The 18,780-nt window shown below is 42.4% G+C and carries 16 protein-coding genes; 6 read left to right on the top strand and 10 right to left on the bottom strand.

Annotated features, from left to right (window positions below; genetic code table 11):
- Positions 1 to 30 precede the first annotated feature (30 nt).
- Entirely contained in the window at positions 31 to 3,168 is a 3,138-nt protein-coding gene (locus tag RRG12_RS08710; protein ID WP_420758992.1) for a hypothetical protein, read from the bottom strand.
- A 611-nt stretch (positions 3,169 to 3,779) separates the two neighbouring features.
- Here RRG12_RS08710 and RRG12_RS08705 point away from each other — a divergent pair.
- Both RRG12_RS08705 and RRG12_RS08700 read left to right on the top strand, forming a co-directional pair.
- Positions 3,780 to 3,977: a hypothetical protein gene (locus RRG12_RS08705; protein WP_420758991.1), complete on the top strand. Its 198-nt coding sequence runs from the start codon at positions 3,780 to 3,782 to the stop codon at positions 3,975 to 3,977.
- Between the two features lie 81 nt (positions 3,978 to 4,058).
- Entirely contained in the window at positions 4,059 to 4,535 is a 477-nt protein-coding gene (locus tag RRG12_RS08700; protein WP_069072913.1) for a Tic20 family protein, read from the top strand.
- Positions 4,536 to 4,538: 3 nt separating this feature from the next.
- On the opposite strand, the gene RRG12_RS08695 is transcribed toward RRG12_RS08700, so the two are convergent.
- Complete coding sequence (locus RRG12_RS08695) at positions 4,539 to 5,312, bottom strand: fumarylacetoacetate hydrolase family protein (protein ID WP_420758990.1); 774 nt, start codon at positions 5,310 to 5,312, stop codon at positions 4,539 to 4,541.
- A 69-nt stretch (positions 5,313 to 5,381) separates the two neighbouring features.
- Positions 5,382 to 5,525, bottom strand: coding sequence for a hypothetical protein (locus RRG12_RS08690; protein WP_176727124.1), 144 nt, complete (start codon positions 5,523 to 5,525; stop codon positions 5,382 to 5,384).
- A 175-nt stretch (positions 5,526 to 5,700) separates the two neighbouring features.
- Here RRG12_RS08690 and rpsF point away from each other — a divergent pair, with 175 nt between their 5' ends.
- Both rpsF and RRG12_RS08680 read left to right on the top strand, forming a co-directional pair.
- Positions 5,701 to 6,051, top strand: coding sequence for a 30S ribosomal protein S6 (gene rpsF, locus RRG12_RS08685; RefSeq protein ID WP_069072911.1), 351 nt, complete (start codon positions 5,701 to 5,703; stop codon positions 6,049 to 6,051).
- 229 nt (positions 6,052 to 6,280) lie between these two features.
- Positions 6,281 to 6,841: an Npun_F5560 family protein gene (locus RRG12_RS08680; protein WP_335108648.1), complete on the top strand. Its 561-nt coding sequence runs from the start codon at positions 6,281 to 6,283 to the stop codon at positions 6,839 to 6,841.
- 350 nt (positions 6,842 to 7,191) lie between these two features.
- Here the strand turns inward: RRG12_RS08680 and RRG12_RS08675 are convergent, their stop codons facing one another.
- Entirely contained in the window at positions 7,192 to 7,545 is a 354-nt protein-coding gene (locus RRG12_RS08675) for an STAS domain-containing protein (RefSeq protein WP_069072909.1), read from the bottom strand.
- A 487-nt stretch (positions 7,546 to 8,032) separates the two neighbouring features.
- Here RRG12_RS08675 and RRG12_RS08670 point away from each other — a divergent pair, with 487 nt between their 5' ends.
- Complete coding sequence (locus RRG12_RS08670) at positions 8,033 to 8,662, top strand: DedA family protein (RefSeq protein ID WP_069072908.1); 630 nt, start codon at positions 8,033 to 8,035, stop codon at positions 8,660 to 8,662.
- 62 nt (positions 8,663 to 8,724) lie between these two features.
- Here RRG12_RS08670 and RRG12_RS08665 read toward each other — a convergent pair whose 3' ends face one another.
- The 5 genes from RRG12_RS08665 to RRG12_RS08645 all read right to left on the bottom strand — a co-directional run bounded on the left by RRG12_RS08665 (position 8,725) and on the right by RRG12_RS08645 (position 14,498).
- A complete protein-coding gene (locus tag RRG12_RS08665) occupies positions 8,725 to 9,927 on the bottom strand; it encodes an argininosuccinate synthase (protein WP_420758989.1) in 1,203 nt (400 codons plus the stop codon).
- Positions 9,928 to 10,541: 614 nt separating this feature from the next.
- Positions 10,542 to 11,057, bottom strand: a complete 516-nt coding sequence (locus RRG12_RS08660) for a hypothetical protein (protein ID WP_069072905.1) — start codon at positions 11,055 to 11,057, stop codon at positions 10,542 to 10,544.
- A gap of 127 nt (positions 11,058 to 11,184) precedes the next feature.
- Positions 11,185 to 13,149 carry an alkaline phosphatase gene (locus RRG12_RS08655; RefSeq protein WP_420758988.1) on the bottom strand — a complete coding sequence of 655 codons (1,965 nt, stop codon included), beginning with the start codon at positions 13,147 to 13,149 and terminating at the stop codon, positions 11,185 to 11,187.
- Between the two features lie 39 nt (positions 13,150 to 13,188).
- The gene (locus RRG12_RS08650; protein WP_420758987.1) at positions 13,189 to 13,428 is read right to left on the bottom strand and encodes a hypothetical protein; all 240 of its coding nucleotides are present in this window, start codon (positions 13,426 to 13,428) and stop codon (positions 13,189 to 13,191) included.
- An 83-nt stretch (positions 13,429 to 13,511) separates the two neighbouring features.
- Positions 13,512 to 14,498 carry a cation diffusion facilitator family transporter gene (locus RRG12_RS08645; RefSeq protein ID WP_420758986.1) on the bottom strand — a complete coding sequence of 329 codons (987 nt, stop codon included), beginning with the start codon at positions 14,496 to 14,498 and terminating at the stop codon, positions 13,512 to 13,514.
- A gap of 759 nt (positions 14,499 to 15,257) precedes the next feature.
- Between RRG12_RS08645 and RRG12_RS08640 the strand changes: the two genes are divergently transcribed.
- Complete coding sequence (locus RRG12_RS08640) at positions 15,258 to 15,806, top strand: PEP-CTERM sorting domain-containing protein (protein ID WP_420758985.1); 549 nt, start codon at positions 15,258 to 15,260, stop codon at positions 15,804 to 15,806.
- A gap of 376 nt (positions 15,807 to 16,182) precedes the next feature.
- Here RRG12_RS08640 and RRG12_RS08635 read toward each other — a convergent pair whose 3' ends face one another.
- Positions 16,183 to 18,345: a PhoX family protein gene (locus RRG12_RS08635; protein ID WP_420758984.1), complete on the bottom strand. Its 2,163-nt coding sequence runs from the start codon at positions 18,343 to 18,345 to the stop codon at positions 16,183 to 16,185.
- Positions 18,346 to 18,780 lie beyond the last annotated feature (435 nt).

Genomic DNA, 18,780 nt, shown 5'->3' with positions numbered 1-18,780 from the left:
ATGCCCAATTCCCAATGCCCAATACCTAAGTTACATACCCAGAAGTTCATCTAGCTGCAAGTTTGGCAAGTCTGGAGGAATCACAGTTCGCACTATTGTAACTTTGTGACTCTCTTGTTGGGTTGTCAGATCAAGTGCGATCGCTTCCAAGCGAATTTCCAAACAGCCAAAGGGAATGTTTAATTGCGTTATTACTTCCAACCCTCCTGATGCATTAGGTAGCAAATTTGTCAATAAATGAGGCCCATCTAGTAACCAGCGAGTTTGATAATCTTCAAGCCATAACTTGACAACAACTTGCGGAGGTACTTCAGGCAGTACTACCCGTACTAGCAAAGACTTGCCAGCGATTAGTTCGCCTTCTGGCACATGCAACTGTGGAATTGGCAAAGGCTTATTAGTTGCTGCAATCATAGGTAAGGAAGGGGATAAATCTAATAGTGCTTGCTCCTTTTCTTCAAAGAGGTAACTCCTCGTTGCATCGGCTTCTAGTTCACTATATGTATCATCTACAACGATTTCTTGCGCCAACCAAGCTGACGCTATATTTACTTTTATCGGAGGAGGGGGGGGCGGTAGTTGTGTTACCAGAGCCGATGAAAGTGTTGCTTCTTCTAATACTTTTTCTAGTTCCGTATTTACTCCTGTCCCCTCTGCTTCCTCTGCTGTGTCTACATCTTCCCCAAAGTTACTCAGTTCGTTAGCTAACCCTTGGTCTTCTTCCCATGTTTCCTGTTCGTGCCATGTCTGAGTCAGGATAAGTTCTGAGTGACCCCAATCTTCGCTCAGATTATTCTCCGTGTTGGTATCTAGATTTAACGACAAGTTGATATCAAGATTCGTAGTTTCTGCACTAAGAGAAACGGGTGTCTGCTGTGCTGAAACATAGTTATCGTAGTCTTGAAGTTGCAGATGATTGATGGATTCAGGCAAAGAGTATCCTTGGCTCTGCATCCACTTCCTGAGTAAAGGAGATGAGTAAAGATTGCCTGTTGTGATGAATTGTGAATTTTGCTGGGCTTCGATTTCAGCAACGGATTCTTCCTGAAATTGTGTATTTGGTTGGGCTTCGGCTTCAGCAACAAATTCTTCTTGAAATTGTGTATTTGTTTGGGCTTCGACTTCAGCAACAAATTCTTCCTGGAATTGTGCATCACCTACTACTAATTCAGGTGTATTTTCATCTTCAGCTACAATTGCATCCAACTGCGGGAAGTCTTCAGCCGCCTGAACTTCCAAGGCTTCTGGGGGGACATTGTTTTTTACTTCTTCTTCTGCATCACTTGGCAAAGCTTGTAGCCGTTTCAAGTATGGCAAAGTAGTACCGAGTATTGGCATTCGACGTTGCCTGATGACCAACTGCTCCAAGTTAATTGCAGCTATAGTAGCATCCTTTTCTAGAAGCTCCTCCTGTATGGGGGGTTCTGCAACAATATCTGCTGTGGGAGAGTTGGCATCGGTTTGAATAGGAGGCAGTTTCGGCAATTGAGGCGAAGTGCCTGAGTTCTTTAACTTAGATGTTGTCCGCAAGGTGGCTTCTCGCAGAACTTGCAGATTTATTTGCGGTGGTAGGGGTGTGCTTGGGGATGGATTAAGTATCTGTTGCTGGTCTGTTTTTGGAATTTTGACCAGATTGAATAGTTTCAAATCGAGCTTAACAGGTGTCTCTGGTTCTGTGAAAGCAGTAGATGAGTCTGATGGTGTTATGGGGTCATTTAAGGATGTACTAGGTTTTGCTGCGGCTGTGATTGCCAGTAATTCCGTTACATCTGCTGTAATGGTGAAGGACTGACTAGCTAACTGGATAACTTCACCAGCATCGGCGAATTTACCATACAAACTAATATCTGCCAAAATTAACTTGGATTCACAGTCAGCAGGAATATCAATTGAGGTATTGATGGTGAAGGGTAATTCCTGATCTGGCAAGGATTGCCGTACCTGGGTCAAGATTTTCGACTCTAGGGGCGATCGCAGTTCAATTCCTAGTTCAATTGCCCGCAGGCTTTCTGGGGATAATGTTTCAGCCTGATCTAGATTTGTCTTTTCTTTGAGTTCTATGTGTCCATTGATTGTAAGAGCATGTCCCCAACGAGCAATGTAAGTATCCTGATCTAAAGTTAGCTGTAATGGTGGCGGTGGTTGTGTTGCTAAAGAATCTGTAACCTTTTCATCTTGGGGCAGCAGTTCAGAAGTGGGTAAAGCTAAATCTATTAAATTTTGTAAAATCTGCTCTGCCGTCTCACCTTTGAGCCACACAGGACTCACAGGCTCATTGATAACTATATCTTCTTCCGTTTCATCTGACAGAACAGTGGTAGAAGGGTTGCTGTATGTAGTAATTGCCACTTCTGTAGAAACAGTGATCGCGTGATCAAACGTAATTAAGGTTTCTGCTGGGGCAGTGTATTCTAAGTTCTCTTCTGGGAGAACAGCGATAGTGGGGTTGCTGTGTAATTCTGTAGAAACAGCGATCGCATTATCAAACGTAATTACGGTTTCTGCTGGGGCAGTATATTCTAAGTTCTCTTCTGGGAGAACAGCGATAGTGGGGTTGCTGTGTAATTCTGTAGAAACAGCGATCGCGTTATCAAATGTAATTTCTGTTTCTTCTGGGGCAGTATATTCTAAGTTCTCTTCTGGGAGAACAGCGATAGTGGGGTTGCTGTATTTAGTAATTGCCAGTTCTGTGGAAATAGCGATCGCGTTATCAAATGTAATTGCGGGTTCTGCTGGGGCTGTGCATTCTAAGTTTTCAGAAACAGTATTTGGGTGAGCGAGTGAATTTGATTCTACATTCTTCCTCTGCTCCTCTTCCAGCTGTGACAAGACTTGCAGTTGGACTTTGTATTGCCAAGATTTACCGAGTAGTTCCGACATCAAATCGCCGGAACAGCGCAACTCCCAAACTCCCGCCTGGAAGTAGGTAAAAGGAATTACCGCCATTAAGCCTTCTGAGTTAGTGCGACGCGATCGCTTGAAAATTCGCCGCGTTGGTTGAACTTCCTCAGTTGAAGAGTGAGTTACCCGAACTTCCACGTCTGTATCAGGAAGGTTAGAACGAGCCAAAACTCTATACTGTCCTTCCAAAATTTCCAAATTTGGCGATTCTAGGATATGCCACGAGCGTGCGCCTTGTTTCTGTATCAGAAATTGCCAGTGTTCCATTGTAAGTGATGCCCAGACCGACGAGCCGCTGAGTAATATTGTGTATTAACTTGCTTGCAAGTTTACCTCAGTATTTTGGAAATGCCCCACTTAAATAGCTATCAAATTAACTCAGTTTTACTTACTTAACTTTTCTTGCTTTAACTAGCCACGTCAAGGTTACTTCAAGAGACGACCTTGTTGCTTGTGCATAAAGCTTTTGTTGTTATTCTGAATATTAAGTTTGACACTCTCCAGTGCTCAATTAACAGGGATACAATAGATAACATTAGCTGTCTCTGCTCAACTTATTACCAAAAAATTTGTATAATTTATTACTAAATATTCAATTTACAATAGACACAACATACAATAAATTAAGATTCACTTGAGAATTTTTATTAAATTGTGATTTCCCACATTTTTGATACAAAGAGATAGGATGTGGCTCTTAAGTGTCCTCTGCGATCGTCCTGGCTGGGCGCAAAGCGTCATCATGAAGAGTGCTGAGTGGGTAAATCACAACACTTAACCCTAGATATATCTATGGGGTCAATCCAAAATCCAAAATCTAAAATCCAAAATCTAAAATCCAAAATTGTTTGACAATGAGGATTTATAGGAGGGATTCGATGCTAGTCATTTTAATGGGCGATCAAATCCTTGCCCCTGAGCAAGTTTGCCAGTCTTGTTTACTCGCTGATGGGAGGGGTCAACCTCGTTGGCGTGAGGGTCAACTGCGCTGTGGTCAAGCCATTCACAAACTTACTCAACAGCAGCCAGACCAGTATGAGTGCATGATGGGCTTTCGTATCGCCCATATAGAATAGTTGAATTTATCAGCAAGACCAAGCAACTGCGTTATCCTAAGCTCAAGTAACTATTGAAATTTAACCACAGGAGAACGCATAATGTCTTGGCGCGGGTCTACAACAGTTTCAGATCGGATTTTTGCTTCCTTGCCTTATTTGCTTCCTCTAGTTGAAGTGTTTGTATTTGGTAGATATTTGCTCTCAGAATTTCCACCACTACAACTGCTGTTTCTGCCGCTCGTGCCATTGTTAAATATTTACTACGGCGTGCGTTATGCAGGAATGATTATTTTCTTTGCTTTATTTTTGCTGGTAGTGAGAAACGAAAAAATTAGTCACTTTATTCGTTTCAACACCATGCAAGCAATCCTTTTGGACATCATTATCTTTTTGTTTAGCATCCTTACTGATGTTGTGGGACTAGTTCCCGTTGGTGGTTTTGCAATCCAAACCCTATCCACAACCATTTTTATTGGCATAGTGGGAGCAGTTGCATATTCAGTCATCCAGTCTGTAAGCGGTCGTTATGCGGAAATCCCGGCGATTTCCGATGCAGTGTATATGCAAGTACGTTAGAAGTTAACGAGCCACTACGGTGTTTTCCAGGCGGCCAATACCTTCAATTTCTACGCGGACGCGATCGCCTGGATGCAATGCGCTTACACCCTCTGGCGTACCTGTAAGCACCAAATCACCAGGTAGTAGCGTCATCACCTGACTGATATAGGAAACTAAAACATCGGGCGAAAACACCATCTGATCGATGCAGGCAGATTGGACTGGGTTAGCGTCGTCATTCACAAAAGTCTGCAATCTCGCTCCTGGATTTAATTCCCGCACAATCCAAGGGCCCAAGGGACAGAAAGTATCAAAACCTTTAGCTCGCGTCCATTGACCATCCCGTTTTTGTAAATCCCGCGCTGTTACGTCATTGGCAATGGTGTAGCCCCAAATTTTAGTTTGGGCTACTTCTGGTGTGCATTCAAAGGCGTAATCGCCAATCACTAGTGCTAACTCTCCTTCATAGTCAACTCTTTGTGATTGGGGAGGATACTTAATTTCCCTCTCAGATGGAATGATAGACGTGGGTGGCTTCAGAAAGATTAGTGGCTCAGAAGGTACTAAAGTTCCCATTTCGGCTGCATGTTCTGCATAATTCTTACCCACCGCCACAATTTTTGAGGGAGCGCAAGGAGCCAGAATTTGGTAATTTTCTGGTGTCAAAGTCAAATCAGTGGGTTGTCCTTGTAACCAGGGCGGAGCATCTAGCACCTGGACATTGAGGGATAGTTGGAGTATCCCATAATAAATCTGTCCTTCTTGATTTTGAATTCGCACATAGCGCTGCGCCATAACCTTGACGAATATCCTTTTATTTGATTTTTTGTTGCTGTGAGCGGGTAGCAATCCTCAGTTGGCTTTTTAGCGAACCGATTGAGCCTTAAGCATGAAAGCGATCGCGATCGCTTTCGATGCCCATAGGGTAAAGATACCCATTGGCGAAGCTAATAACTTGATCAATCTTTCTAAACAAATATCGGGGTTGCCTCCCGACCTAGTTTTCATTGGGGACATCCAAAATAATCCAAACTCCGGCGATTTGGCTAATGATTCAAATTGAAAACTGGTAAGATTATAGTTCCTTGTTGCTTCAGATGTTGATTAATACTGGCATTTTTAATTAAAACAAGGTATAAATTAACATCAGCAGCCACTTTTGTCCATGAGGAAACTGAAAAATATGACTACAAGTTACGAAACAATGTACATTCTCCGTCCTGACCTGGGAGAGGAACAGGTAGAGCAAGCAATTACTAAATATCAGAATTTGCTTCGCGATCAAGGCGCAGAGGATATCCAAATTCAAAATCGTGGTAAGCGTCGTCTGGCTTATGAAATCAAAAAACACCGCGATGGTATCTATATCCAGTTAAACTACGGTGCGCCTGCAACTGCGATCGCCCCCTTTGAACGCGCCATGCGCTTGAGTGAAGAAGTGATTCGCTATTTGACCGTTAAGCAGGAAATCGCCGAAGAAAAACCTCCTAAAGAGGAAAAAGAAAAGCCAACTAAAGTAGCTGCAACAGTCTAAGGGAACAGGGAGCAGGGGGAGCAGAGGAGCAGAGGGGAAATAACCAATGCCCAATGCCCAATGCCCAATGCCCCATGCCCAATCCCCAATCCCATTCAATAAAATTTTGTCTTTTTCTTTTCTCGTAACTCATTTGGGAATGCTAAATTAACAAATACTTGCCAAAGGTAGTACTCCCGCAGTTATACCTAAGAGTGGACAAGATTCTGAATGGGAGCTTTAAGCTACTGTGATCCAATCTGATACACCCAATATTCAAGTTCTCTCTACGGAAGTATCGCAGCTACGCCAAGAGTTGCAACTTCGCGATCAATTAGTACAACAACTATCTCAAGAACTCTTCCGGCTGGTAAAAGGTAATACTAGTTTTATGCCCCAGCAGCCGGAGCTTGAGCGTGATCTCACCCAGTTACATGCTTTACAAGAACAACTCCAGGCTGTAGAGCAGCAGGTGGCGTTCTACCAAGAGCAAATTACAACTCGTGACTCCGAAATTTACCAATTGCGACAGTCAGTCCAAGAACTCACCGATCGCACTCGGATGTTGGAGCAAGTAGTACAAGAGTTACCTCAAATTTACCGTCGGAAGTTTGAGGAGCGGATGACGCCAGTGAGAGAAAAGGTAGCAATGCTACAACGGGAAAACCGCCAACTACAAGCAGAACTGCAAAGTGTGAGTTACCGTTTAGCTCTCAAAACTCGTAATGCTAGTCACAGCGGCATTGATTTACCAAATTTTCCTCGCCCAGCATCCGAACAAGCTAATATTTCAACTCCCCAGAATGCCTAAAATTAACATTATGGTGGAATCTTAAGAGGTAAGAAATTGGTGCGGCAAAGGATCTCTGACATTCGAGCCTTTCTTACCTCCTGCTTCCTTACACTAGCTACGTCGGATATATAACATTTAGCTCAAATTGACTTATCCCACAGCTAAAAGCCAATGGGATTATTTATACCCAAATCGGTGCAGGCTGATTTAAGCAGCCTATACCAACTTGTCATTAAGCACTTGTGCTTACTTACTTTTCTAGAAAAAAAGAAAATCAGCCTGCTAGCACCAGACTGTTATCTTTAGAAAATGTGAAAAAATGCAAATATTGCTTGACTATGCCATCCTTCTATAGGTAGATTTATTATCTAACCTGCTAGCACCAGACTGTTATTTTTGACGGTAGTAAAAATATCTTCGTAAGTGTGAAAAATTTCAAACACCGTATCTAGTTGGGTAAGTTCCAAAATTAACCGTACAGGAGCTTGCACGTTGCATAGAACCAAGCGGCAGCCACTCTGACGTGCAGCTTTTAAACCTTTAACTAAAGGCACTAACCCAGAACTGTCCATGAAATTGACTTCTGCTAGGTCGATAATCCAGAGCTGATGAGCTTGAGGCACTACTTCAGCCATTTGTTCACTCAGAGCCTTACCACCTTCCAAATCTATACTTCCTTGGGGTTTAAACAAAATCACTTGAAGTTCTTGTGTGAGAGCCATAAATTTAACAGGGTAATTGGAACACTTGACAGAAAATTGAAAAAAGACATCAATACGTCTTCTCTTTCAACGGCAAAATGACTGTTTTACCCAGATATTTGGGCAATTTCAGTCGTACAGTTGAGAGAGATTATTTCAGTATTCATGTCGTATAATTTGTGATAACTTTCATCAATATAGGCATAAGCGCCTAACAATTTCGGTATCAACCGTATCTTTTACAAGATTTTCACAATTTAAATGGATATTTATGAACTTTCTATAAATTTTTTATTTCCTTTGTAATAAATATTAGCTTGTGGTAACAAGTTTAAAAAAATGTATAGTTAATATTCAAGATTTAAGAGCTACCATAGACTAAAATCTATGGATTATTCAGTATAAAACTAATGACTTAATAACTCTATGTATTGGTTTGATTGACACCCCAGGCAAAAACAAGCAAAGATATAGTAAAAGTAAAAATTTGTAAAGACGGCGGTGCGGGATGTCTTTAGAGCTGATTTCACTAGAAAATATCCAGAAAGTCGCCCATAGTTACGGGTATTGGGCAATCTTTTTGGGAATTTTGCTAGAAAATTTAGGCATTCCCCTTCCTGGTGAAACCGTGACCTTAGTGGGCGGGTTTCTAGCTGGCAGCGATGAACTAAATTTCTGGCTGGTTCTCGGTGATGCAATCATGGGTGCTGTCATTGGTGGCACTTGTGGCTATTGGATTGGTAGGGTTAGCGGTTGGCCTTTCCTAGTAAAAGTTGGTAGCATTTTTCGGATTTCGGAAGTGCGATTACTGACTATTAAAGATCAATTTAGTCAAAATGCTGCTAAAGCGGTATTTTTTGGACGTTTTCTGGCATTATTGCGAGTTTTTGCTGCACCACTAGCTGGTATAGCTGAAATGCCCTTTGGAAAATTCTTTTTATACAACTTTTTAGGAGCAGTTGCTTGGGCTAGTTTGATGGTGACATTAGCTTTCTTTGCTGGCAAAATTGTCTCTCTAGAACAATTGGTTGCTTGGGTGGGTCAATTTGCGATCGCAGCTTTACTGATCCTCACTGCTTTAATTGTTGTGCCCCTGTGGCTCGAATCTCGTCAAGTTAAGGGTGCAGCAGAAGAGTAAATAGTCGGAGTGGGGAGATGAGGGAGAAAATTTTTCCTTGTCTTCTCATCCCCCTAATCTTCCTAACCTCTAACTTGCTGTGACCAAATGCGAGTTGGTAGTCCCCAAACATAGATAAAGCCTTCAGCGGCTTTGTGGTCAAATTGGTCTTCGGCTCCGTAAGTTGCCAAATCGGGAGTATAGAGGGAATTATCGCTCGAACGCCCAACTATTGTAGAGTTGCCCTTGAACAACTTCATTCGCACAGTTCCAGAGACTCGCTCTTGTGTCTTTTGAATAAAGGCATCTAGTGCAACTTTGAGTGGACTGTACCACAAACCGTTATAAACGATTTGGCTGTAAGTTTCTTCAATCCCACGCTTGTAATGGGTGACATCTGCCGTCAAAGTCAAGCTTTCTAAATCCCGATGTGCCTGAATTAGCACCAACATCGCGGGAGATTCGTAGATTTCCCGCGATTTAATACCTACCAGACGGTTTTCAATCATATCAATCCGGCCGATACCGTGGTTTCCTACCACCTGATTGAGTTCTTCAATTAGTTCAACTGGTTTTTTAGCTATACCGTTGATGGTTGTGGGAATACCACGGTGGAAACCGATTTCGATGTACTCTGGCTCGTTGGGAGTATCAGCGATCGCTTTTGTCATTTCATAAATTTCTTCTGGTGGCTCAAATGAGGGATCTTCGAGACTACCCGCTTCAATACTACGACCGAGCAAATTTTTATCAATACTATAAGGAGAAGATTTTTTGACTGGTGAGGGGATACCAAACTTCTCACCATAAGCGATGGTTTCCTCACGGCTCATTCCCCATTCTCTAGCTGGTGCGAGGATCTTTATGTTGGGGTTGAGCGCGGTTACAGAGACATCAAAACGAACCTGATCGTTACCTTTACCGGTGCAACCGTGAGCGATCGCATCAGCACCATATTTTTCAGCCGTTTCTACTAATATCTTAGCAATCAGTGGACGGGCAAGAGCGGTTCCGAGAGGATAACGATTTTCATAGAGGGCATTGGCTTGAATCGCTCCAAAGGCGTAATCTTTAACGAAGCTGTCTTTGACATCCGCCACAAGTGATTCACTTGCACCCGATTTCAGAGCTTTTTCTCGAACTGGCTCTAATTCATCTCCCTGACCTAAATCTGCTGCTAGGGTAATCACCTCTTCCACACCCCACTCCTGTTTGAGGTAAGGGATGCAAACAGAAGTATCCACTCCACCAGAATATGCCAGGACAACCTTTTTGGCGCGACCCATTAATTTCTCCACTTAGGACAACAAAGAATGAGTCATTATTATATCTAAACTAATCCATGTATATTTTCTTCATGCAACTGATTGAAGGAGGCAGGAGGCAGAAGGCAGAAGGCAGAAGGTTTTACCTCAGTTGGGGATTCAAACCTCTCCTGAAAAAGAGCCACCAAATTGAAAATTTGGAGTTCTTGTCTTAAACCCAAGACCCGTCTGGTCGAGGTACTTGAGAGATAGCGCAGCATTAGCTAGTCCGCGAGTGTTGGGCAGTTTTCCTTCTGCCTTCTTTGATAATAAAAATCCCGACTTCTTAGAAAAGTCGGGAATCTGAGCCTTGCAATTTTCTTGAAGAAGAATTCAGAAGTCAGAATGAATCAGTGGATTCATCCACTATGAAGTTAAAAATACCCAACAGAATTCTGGCTCCTGACTCCTGAATTCTGTTTCGATAAATTAAATAAGATTGCGATCGTTTCTAGATAAAACTTTTTTTATATGGCTTTGTATCAGTTTTCACCAGACTAAATAAATATTAAAAATCTACAGGGTGGATAATCCCACCCTGTTTTAGATAGATGCAAATCAATCACCTAACAGAAGTTGATTCTTGATAATCTGGTTTAAGCTTTTGTGCTTGATGGTTTAGAAGATGCTGTCTTTTTACCCAAGAATAAACCTAACCCCAACACAGACAATCCAAGCATCAAACTTGGTTCGGGAACGCTTGTGCTTGTGTAAGTGACAGTCTGAACACCTGCGTCAGTGGAATCATTCAAATTGATAAAACTTTCGCGGAAGACGTTAAAAGTGCCAGGTGTAAAATACAACCCTAACCCCGCTTCGTTCAAAATTGTTCCCGAAAAATCGGTGAAAACTGAGGCTAAAGGATCATCAGCTTCGGTGTATAACTGTCCACCAAAGGTAGCAGAAATCTTTAAACCTTCGGCGATCGTTACTTCTTGATCGTCTGCTGCTGCTGCTTGGTCGAATGAAAAACTGCCTATGAGGGTTTTATCGTCGTTAGAAAAATTATAAGTTAGGGCTGCTGCTTGGGCGGGGATAGCCTCGCCTAACGAAAAAATCAAAGCAGTTCCTACTGTTGCAGCGGCTAACCTCTGGAAGATGGAGTCAGTCATTTGTTTCCCTTGATAAAAGAACTGGAGCAAAAATACCGCAATAGTTTTGTGAGACAGAGATGGTGTTACTACATCTCTGCAATACAAAGCTTTTCAGTTAGTTGTTTAGTGAAGCGGTGTATTTAATTCACGGACTGGCGATCGCAGTTTTCATAGCCTGGAAGATATGACTTTGGTCAACCACACCCCGAACACCAGGCACAGTATACGTACCAGAGCTATCTGTAATCTGGAAGCCTTGTCCTAGCGATCGCGTCAGAGTTGATGCGTAAGCGCCCTGATAGTAAACAGGTACAACCCGACGGCTATGGCTACCCCAGAGGTATTTGTAATTTGGATCAGACCCCCAGAAGTGACCAGCATCAGTAGGATTGTGCTTCACGAATGTGATGTCTTTGGCGTTATATTTCAAGCCTCTAGCCTGATTTGGGTCAGGATTAGGAGTCAATTTAGAGGCAAAGTCATTATTCAAAGTTAGATAGTGGTCATGGTCAGCAGTAACCAGTAGTAGATTCTTACTCCAACCACCATGATTTTCTACCCAAGTAATGACTTGCTGGACTGCCTTATCAAAATCATTCATGGTACCAATCAGGTTATCCATGTTGTTGTCATGAGCAGCCCAGTCTACATCACCTCCCTCAACCATCAACCAGAAGCCGTCTTTGTCTTTACCTAAAACGGTTAAAGCTGCTTTGGTCAGATCAGCCAAAGTTGGATTTTCGTTAATTTCTTTAGCGATAAAGCTAGCGTCGGTTTCACCAGGAGCTAGAGGACGAACTGTATCGGGTGCTGGAACATTAGGAGCGATGGGATTACCCGCTGCATCGATGACAGGAACACAATCCCCAGCAGTACCAGTAATTATTTTACCGGATGGACAGGTATCGGGAGTTCCACCGCCTCTGACAACAGAGCTATAAAGGCTGAAGGTGCCCAGGCCTGTTAAGCTGTAATCTCCCTTAGAAGAACTAGCAGGAAGGTTGCCGTCTTGTCCACGAGCACCATACAGACCAAATAATTTCTCTCCCTTATTTGGATCGATTTTTGCAGCCGTGTTTAGCAGTGTCGCAGTTGCATTTGGGCCACGTTCCAAAAAGGTATAACCGTAACGATTTGACGTAGGGTTATTCTTCAAATGCTGGTAAGTGTCTTCTGTAATGTACGTATATTTCAAGACGCCATCAGCTGTACTTGCAATATCTCTATTCTCAAGGTCTTTAGGATGACCGCCACCCAACAAAACATTAGGCTGAAAGTTCAGCAATGTCTGTTGCAAAATGCTGTCTTGGTTACTCTTGCTAGGGTCGTAAACACTATCGTATTTGCTACGACGATTTACGAAAGAAGCCGCAGCACCAGGCGTTGCGTGGCTAACAGGTACGGAAGTTACCAAGCCTGTAGACTTACTATTTTCCTTAGCAATTTCCAGGATGGTTTTCAATCTCTTCTCGTAAATGTCTACCCCCATCGCGTTGTTGAAGCTCTTTACTCCCGTGTAAAGAGTTGTAGCGGTGTTAGCAGAGTCAGGATAACTGTACTTAATGTAATCTTTGTCATAAGTACCAGGATTAGCAGGGGTCAGAGGAACCCAAGGAAGAGGGCCACCTTTACTGATGTCATAACCCGCCAGATTGCCACTCGCTAAACTATTGCCATCAACTCTATTGCCAGGGTTAAAAGGAGTCGGCTGGAATGAGAAGTTGGGACGAACAGGACTTGCACCTGTGAGTGGATTAGAGTTATCTAGAGCAGAGTTACCTGTTAGATGAGGCTGATCTGTTGGATTGGTTGGCGTATTTCCCTGAATCGTTGTGCCGTAAGTTGTTACCAGCCCATATCCAGTTAGCTTTTGGAAGCTAAGACCTGAACCTTTACCACTAGTGTAAAAAGGCGCACCTTTGGCGACAGCTGCGGCTCGTGCCATCTCCCAACCCATACCATCGCCAATCATGATAATTACGTTAACTCTATTACCAGCAGCCAGGGTGGGCTGAAAAACAGAATTACCAAATACCAGCAGAACGGTACAAAGCAAGCCAGTCATAATCAAAGCTAGCGATCGCTTGTACTTTTGCAAAAATGAAATCATTACAGTTTGCCTTAAAATTAATTGAGCAAGTATTAGCCGTTAATACTGATAAAAATTTGGTTCTAGATGACTAGCACCAAAGTCTGAATAGGTAGTAGTCACATCTAACTGAGTAGATACTGTGGCATCACTTTGGTTGTAGGCGGTTGCTGGTTGTTGATTTGATGTTCCGAAGAACAACAAAACTGCCAGAAGCAGACCAGAAATAAAGCAAGCAAAGGGGCGTTTGTACTGTTTCAGTAGTGAAAATATTTGGGATTTTTGAATGAAATTCATCATCAGTAAACCTCCTAGTAAATAGCCGAAAGCTATATTTTTAAAATTGAAAAATGCTAATAAGCATTATGTTTAAATGGCAATCTTTAAGTCAATTTAGTTGATTTTTTATTTTCCGATAACATTAAAATTAGGTCTTGATTAAACAAAGGATGAATTGGCGGTGTTGAAGGTTTATTACAGCTAGTTAGCTGCAAAGTTATCTCAGTAATATTAAAAGTTTTTCGGATGTGATTTTCCAACTTAGTGAGTAAGCGATCGCGTTCTTGGATAGTTGTACATTCAACTGTCAAATTGGCACAAAGCATTACCTTATTTAAGCTAAGTGTCCAGATGTGGAGTTTTTCTACTTGCACAACACCAGGAAAAGATTGAAGAGATATTTCCACCTCAATAGGGTCGATTGATTCCGGTGCATACTCCAAAAAAATCTTTAAACTTTCTTGTACTAAAGGGAAAGCACTTAAACCCGTAAAAGCTGCAACGACTAAACTAATAGCAACATCTGCCCACCACCAATCCCAAAGATGAACTGCTAAGGCAGCTATAATTACACCCACAGAGCTAGCAGTATCGGCAATGACATGAAGCAAAGCTCCGCGCAGATTTAAATCGTTGTGAGTGTGGGGATGAAGCAAAGTAATATTGAGCAAATTGACGATTAAACCTAATACGGCAATCCCTAACATTGGTAAGCCCAAAATGGTTGCTGGATGTTGCCAGCGTTGAATAGCTTCCTGTATGATAAAAGTTGCGATCGCAAGTAAACTTAATCCATTCAACAAAGCTGCTAAAACTTCAATCCGCTGATTTCCAAAGGTTGCTTTTTTCTTAGCTGGTTGCTGTGCCAAAAAACTAGCAAGTAGCGATATTACTAAAGCTGTAATATCCGATAGGATATGCCCTGCATCTGCTTGTAAGGATAAACTTTTACTCCATAAACCCACACTCCACTCAGCAATAAAAAAAACAGCAAGTAAACCTACTGTTATCCACAAAACTTTGGATTTTTGCTGATTATTAAATACTTTTCCTGAATCATCTTCACATCCACACCATTGAAGTGAAAGCATTACTTAAAAACCTTTTTACAGTACAGTATTCGCTCAATTGGTATGACGATTAGATTCACAAATATGTGAACACCAGAAAAATATGAACCTATGAAAAAGTTATCTTACTTAATTTAAGAAATGGTAATGTTTGTGTTAAACCTGATAAATTAAAGCACAATAATCCGTGCAGTCCCCAGCAGAGGAAGAAGCAAATATCCTATTAGTAATTTCTTGCTAATTGCACAATAACTTTATCTATAATCAAAACCTGTGATCAGCTTATCAAGTCAAATAGAGGATGATAATCATTATCTTTTAACTTTTGCTGATGCAGATAATAAAAGCCTTTCTGAGGCGCAAATATGCGTTACGTAAATATATATTGATAATAAGAATCCTTTCACTGATTTCCAACAATATTTGGATAAAGTTTTAAAGATTATGAGATGCCGATTTGCATATTTACTTACTACAAATAGAGTTTTGTGAATCATTTTAATCTGATTCTATGAGAATTTGACGCAAACAAAAGACTAATGACTTTGGAGGCGGGCGGCTATCCCGGACACCCCTTGAAGGGATGGGATTCCAGCCGATTTTCGTTGAGTGGATAAGTGGAATTATCGCTTCACAGCAAATTTATATATCCCTGACAATCTTAAAGATTTTACGATAATAATCTTTTGTTTGATATTTCTTAACCTGTACGCAGTGGTTAAAAGCTTATGTAAGTGAAATTACAGGACTATTGATTTTTTAACTCTGGAGTATATTCTGATGAAATTAGCTAAAAATCTTGGTATTGCGACCGTTGCAGCTGCCATGTCTATTGCTGCTATGGGTGCTAAACCAGTGCAAGCTGCCTTGGTTAACTACGGTTTTACTGTAAATGCCACATCTGGCGATAATCCCGGTCAGTATTTCGGCTCTTTTCAATACGATGACTCGACCTTAACCAATACAGGTCTTGAGACATTGGGAGTTGAGAATGGATTAGCAGTTGCATTCAACTACTTGGGTACTAACTATACAGAGGCAGATGATATTGATTTTGACAGTTTTCCTATAGCCAGCTTTAATAATGGCGAAGTTTTAGGATTAAGCTATTTTGTTGCAGACCAGTTTCTAATCGGAAGTGATCCCAATACTCCAGATGTAGGAGGAAACAACTTTTATCTGATTGATCAATCAGTAAATACAACACAAGTAGGTACTGTAAGCTACGCTAAAGTACCCGAACCGTTAGCTGCTGGTGGTACAGCTATTGCTGCTGTTATGGGATTGTGGATGCAACGTAAGAAGAGAGCAACAAAATTTGTGGGTTAATAACTATAAGTGAATGGCATTAAGAAAAGATACAGCCCTTGCTCTGACTGGAACAAGCCTCTAATCCATTCTGGAAGGGCTGCTGCCTCTTGTAAATACATTCCCAGCCTCCAGGCTGGGAACGAGACGACCAAGCCTTTGGGCTTTTCTTACTGCCATTTAGCTATAAGTAATATTGACTGGTTCCCAGCCTCCAGGCTGGGAAACCATCATTGGAGGCTCGGCCTCCAATGGCTTGACTAGAGGAAGCAGCCCTCTTGGAATACATTCCCTGTAAGTAAATCACCTTAATCCTTGCCCGTGTTTAGAGTCAAGAATTAAGGTGATTTAAAACTATTTAAGATACTTTGCTAAATGAATCCGTTCTTATTAGTCTTTATAGACCACCAATAACGCCACCGTCATTACGGGTAATTACTACCACTGATGAACGTGGACGACCAGATGGGCCATACCCTTGACTATTAGGCCAATTGCTGGCGATCGTGGGATTCGAGGCATCCCCGCGATCGCCTGGGTGTTGGATGTTGATAAACATCGCTTTGCCATCGGGTGTACTAGTAATACCAGTTACTTCACAATCCGTAGGGCTGGTTAAGAAGCGCCTAACTTGTTTGGTATTGGGGTCAGCACATGACATAGTGTTGCTACCGATGTTTACTAAATCACCGATACCATCACCTGCGTGGTCAGTCTGAACCCAGAGGCGGCCAAAGTCGTCAAACCATAGACCATCTGGTGAACTTAAGTCGTCACCTTTAATATTGCCCTGAAGATTTGGTTCAGGTCTGGTTTTGTCGCCAGCTTCAAAGAAGATATCCCATTTGAAAGTTGTAGCCGTAACGCTGCGTCCATCTTCGCGCCAGCGAATGATGTGACCGTAACGGTTGTCAGGACGTGGGTTGGAAGCATTTACGGGAGGACGCGCACCGCCTGCTGCTGTTGTGCCGTCTGGCTGGTTGGAGGAAACTGGAGTTGTGCCACGACGAGTATTATTAGTCAGCGTGCAGTAGACTTCAATCTCTTTATATCCACCAATCCGAGGGCGTACAGCTACCCACTCTGGGCGATCCATCATGGTTGCGCCGACTCGATCGCCAGCTTGTCTTGTCTTAACGAGTACTTCAGCTTGGCTTCTGAAACCATTTTCTGGTGTCAAACCATTCTGACCGTAGACCAAAGGAATCCACTTGCCAGTACCGTTGTCATTGAATTTGGCAACGTACAGAACACCGTTGTCGAGCAAATCGCGGTTAGCAGCAGGATTTCCGGGATTTAAAGGTTGGGCACAAACGAACTTGTAGATATATTCGTTGCGCTCGTCATCACCCTGATAGAAAGCAACACGGTTATTGTCATCAACAACAACCTGAGCGCTCTCGTGCTTGAACCGACCAAGAGCAGTACGCTTGACTGGCTTGCTTTGAGGATTGTAGGGATCAATCTCAACCACCCAGCCGAATAAATGGGGTTCGAGTGGGTTGGTGCTGGCATCGAAGCGTGGATCAACTTCCGGCCAGCGATAGCTAGACTGTCTAGGTACACCGTATCGATTCTGTCCTGCCAGGATATCAGACTTTTCGATGCCTGGAATTGCAACTACATCTCCTGTGGGATTAGCAAAGTAGCCGTTCCAGTTCTCCTCACAGGTCAAGTAAGTACCCCAAGGAGTGTAGCCGTTGGCGCAGTTGTTGAGAGTACCATAAGCGGTGTAGCCATCGTTGAGTGTGCCGGTATCAACAGAGCCAGTTGGCGTAATGTTAAACTTTTTCGACTTTAACAATGCATCGCCAGCCGCAGGCCCCGATACTCGCATTTCGGTGTTGCCGGTAATGCGGCGACCATAAGACGAATTACGATTAAAACTCCACTCATTGCCGTTTTTGGAAATTTCTACAACAGACACGCCATGAGCAGCCTGAGACTTCCGTACCTTGGCAATTGTGACTACATCCAAACCATCGGGATGCAAAATTGATTCTTGGGTGTACTCATGGTTGACGCACAGCAGACCAGTATTGATGGGTTGATTTAAAAAGCCTCTTAATGATCTTGCTTGTGAACTTACTGTCCGACCAACAACATTCCCTGGCTGTAAAGGGAAGTAGTGCATCCCATCATTGTGCATACCAAACTGCTTTTCTTGAGCAGCAGCATCTTGGGAGGCATCTGCTAGCCAAGTTGGGCCACCAGGTGCGATCGGATCTCCCCAAGCAATCAGCACTTTAGCTGTGTAACCTTCAGGAACACTAACAAGATCCTTTTCCAGAAGTCCTGTAGCTGGGTTGAGTAGATTCGGTGGAATGCTCTTGAAGCCTATGCCAGCAAATCCAGTTCCCTTGGGAATTGGCGCTGCATCAACACTTTGAAGAAAGCCACCGATGGAAACATCACCCAGAACAGTTAGCACTGATGTACCCACAGCCGTCATGATGAACCGCCGCCGACTCAAACTAACGCGGTCAATCACATCACGAATTGACTCGTTACCGGATGGGTTGAGGGTCAAATTGTTTTTAGGGTGAAAGCGTCCTTTCATTCTTTGTTCTCCGTTTTAAGGCTTACGAGATTGCTATTCAGTTCATCTCTCAATAACATGAGTAATTTCGTAAAGAACAGCTCTAGATATTTACAGAAATTACTTAGATGTTTCTTGAGATTTGATACATTTTTAACAGCCAATAAATAGCAGCGAATAACAAATCAAGACTGGCTGATATTGCTTGCGCAGACTAAAATAATCATGTTTTTTTTAACTTAAGTACTAAGTATTAACGTCAGGTTATATATTGATTAATTTAAATTTATCAACAACTTTTTTTGATGAAAAACATATTTATCACTAAAAAATCACGATTTTGTGATCAATAATCGTCAAGCTACGAAAATAGAGTTATTAAAAATAGTGCAAGATGTCAGGTGAAACAAATTTGCCGCGATAATTTTTCGCAGAGGACGTTTAAAACATCCTCCG

The organism is Nostoc sp. CALU 546 (genome assembly GCF_048836525.1).
Note: the sequence above shows the minus strand (reverse complement) of the source record. Positions and strands in the feature narration are given on the sequence as shown.